Below are 2,594 nucleotides of genomic sequence, written 5' to 3'. Positions count from 1 at the left end.
ATCTACTAATGAACAGCAATCTAAAAATAGAAGATCTCCTAAAATATAGAGTTGATAAAGTAGTTTTTAGAAAAGTATTAGATAAAAAATCCGACAATAAAAAAGAAAAAAAGGATTCTTTTCAATTAGTAAGAAAGATTGTCTATAGAAGTTCATAAAATGTAATATATCCAATTTCCATCCATTGAAGGGGGAGGTTAATTCTTAATGAATGAAGTGAAAAATTTCTTTCGAAGCAGAGGGTTTCAACGGTTTCTCGTTTTAATAATATTAGTGCTTGTATTATATGGATTAAAAAGTATGATTAATTTAATATTAATTACGTTTATTCTCACGTTTTTGATGGATCGATTTCAAAAGTTTATTTCAAAAAAATTGAAAGTAAATAGGAAAGTGGTTATTGCTGGTTTATATATTGTGTTAGTGACGTTTATTGTAACTACACTATATAAATATTTGCCTGTACTAACGATACAAATTTCACAATTAATTTATCAATTTAAATTGTTTTTTCAAAACCCACCTGATAACGAGATAATTAAATATGCACTTTCGACAATTAATGGAATGGAAGTATCGAAATATATCGAACAAGGTGTAGATGTCATTTATCAATCGATAGCAAACATAGGAAAAGTCAGTTTACAAATACTACTTTCTCTTATTTTAAGCTTATTTTTCTTATTAGAAAAAGAACGCATTATAGCATTTACTTCGAAATTTAAAGATAGTAAGCTGAAAATTTTTTATGAGGAGATTGCATATTTCGGTGAAAGGTTTGCAAGATCGTTCGGAAAAGTGATTGAAGCACAGTTTTTAATTGCGGTTGTAAATTGTGTGCTCACTGTAATTGCACTTGTCATTTTAGGATTTCCACAGCTTCTTGTATTGGCTGTCATGGTCTTTCTACTCGGTTTGATTCCAGTTGCTGGTGTTATCATTTCATTGTTTCCACTTTGTATCATTGCCTATAACGTCGGCGGGGTTGTGTATGTTGTTTACATACTAGTGTTCATTACAGTAATCCACGCTCTTGAAAGTTATTTATTAAATCCAAAATTTATGTCTGCAAAAACGAATTTACCTGTTTTTTATACATTTATGATTCTTATCTTTTCAGAGCATTTCCTCGGAATATGGGGGCTTATTATTGGGATTCCAATCTTTATCTTTTTATTAGATGTACTTGATGTAAATAATGATGAACCSATTAAAGATAATAAGTGATAGAAAATGACCGATGTTTTCTCTTGATGAAAACATCGGTCATTTATTATTTTTTCTTTGGAGGAGGTAGTTTAATGAAGGTATTTGCAATTAAAGCTATAATAACAGCAGCAAAAATAAAGACTGCGATTACACTAACTCCCATACCTGCCCATCCTCCTGTAAGGAAGATACTTATCGGTATTGCTAACAAGCTTAAAATAATTAGAATCAATCCGAGATTCTTATCATATTTTTTAGTTGGAAATAGCGTTCTGATGATTAAGAAGAGGAAAAGTATTAAGGATGCTACAGCTAGCAAGAGGATTGCAATCGTCAAAGAATTATTCATGAAATCACCCCTTTTTATAGATAATATTACCGTTTAAATTGAGGGGGAACTATAAAAATATAAAAAAGCAATCCAATATAAATCGGATTGCTTTTTTGATTGAAAAATATGATTAAAGAACAGGAGCCATTGTTTCTTTCAACACTTGAACAGAGTGATCGAATTTTAATTCTTCCTCTTCACTTAGTTCAACTTCTAAAATTTCACGAACACCGCCGCGGTTTAAAACAGCAGGTACGCCGATATAAACATCTTGTTGGCCGTATTGACCTTCAAGATATGCTGATACAGTTAATACGCTGTTCTCATTGCTTAAGATTGCTTTCGTAACACGTAAAAGTGACATGCCGATGCCGTAGTATGTAGCACCTTTTCGTTCAATAATGTGATAAGCTGCATCACGAACGTTTACGAAAATATCATCTAAATCTTTTTGGTTATATGTGTTGTCTTTTTCAAGAAGCGTTTGTAGTTTTTGAATACCAATTGATACGTGACTCCACACCGGAAGTTCTGTATCACCATGCTCTCCTATAATATAAGCGTGAATGTTATGAGGTCCAATATCGAAGTACTCACCTAACATATAGCGGAAACGAGCTGAGTCAAGAGTTGTACCAGAACCGATTACGCGTTCTTTCGGTAAACCAGATTCTTTCCAAGTTACGTAAGTTAAAATATCTACAGGGTTCGTTGCGATTAAGAAGATGCCATCAAAGCCGCTATCCATAATGCTACGAACAATTTGCTTGAAAATTTTAGCGTTTTTCTCAACTAAATCTAAGCGTGTTTCACCTGGCTTTTGTGGCAATCCAGCTGTAATCACAACAAGATCTGCGTCTTTACAATCTTCATAACTACCTTTCCAAACCTTTGTTGGAGCTGGTGCGAAAGGAACCGCATGGCTTAAGTCCATTGCTTCTCCTTCAGCTTTTGCTTCATTTACATCAACTAAAACAAATTCTTCAGCTACAGCTTGGTTAATCATACAGTAAGCATAACTACATCCAACTGCTCCTGTTCCTACTAATACAAC

Annotated in this window: 3 protein-coding genes; 1 reads left to right on the top strand and 2 read right to left on the bottom strand. The window is 33.0% G+C overall.

All coding sequences use genetic code 11. The features are described 5' to 3' along the window. Nucleotides 1–207: 207 nt before the first annotated feature. Nucleotides 208–1,227: an AI-2E family transporter gene (locus tag AC1DJR_RS25810; protein WP_002031308.1), complete on the top strand. Its 1,020-nt coding sequence runs from the start codon at nucleotides 208–210 to the stop codon at nucleotides 1,225–1,227. A gap of 46 nt (nucleotides 1,228–1,273) precedes the next feature. On the opposite strand, the gene AC1DJR_RS25805 is transcribed toward AC1DJR_RS25810, so the two are convergent. Both AC1DJR_RS25805 and AC1DJR_RS25800 read right to left on the bottom strand, forming a co-directional pair. Beyond that, a complete protein-coding gene (locus tag AC1DJR_RS25805; protein WP_429688186.1) occupies nucleotides 1,274–1,558 on the bottom strand; it encodes a YesK family protein in 285 nt (94 codons plus the stop codon). A 112-nt stretch (nucleotides 1,559–1,670) separates the two neighbouring features. Then, a partial coding sequence (locus tag AC1DJR_RS25800) for an L-lactate dehydrogenase (RefSeq protein WP_477003838.1) occupies nucleotides 1,671–2,594 on the bottom strand: 924 nt, incomplete at its 5' end.

It is taken from the genome of Bacillus sp. 05T31 (genome assembly GCF_056396725.1).
The sequence above is the reverse complement of the archived record's forward strand: the minus strand, read 5'-3'. Positions and strand labels throughout refer to the sequence as shown.

Coding starts and splice junctions, on each gene's coding strand:
- AC1DJR_RS25805 (WP_429688186.1), bottom strand. CDS start 1,558: ATGAATAATTCTTTGACGATTGCAATCCTCTTGCTAGCTGTAGCATCC.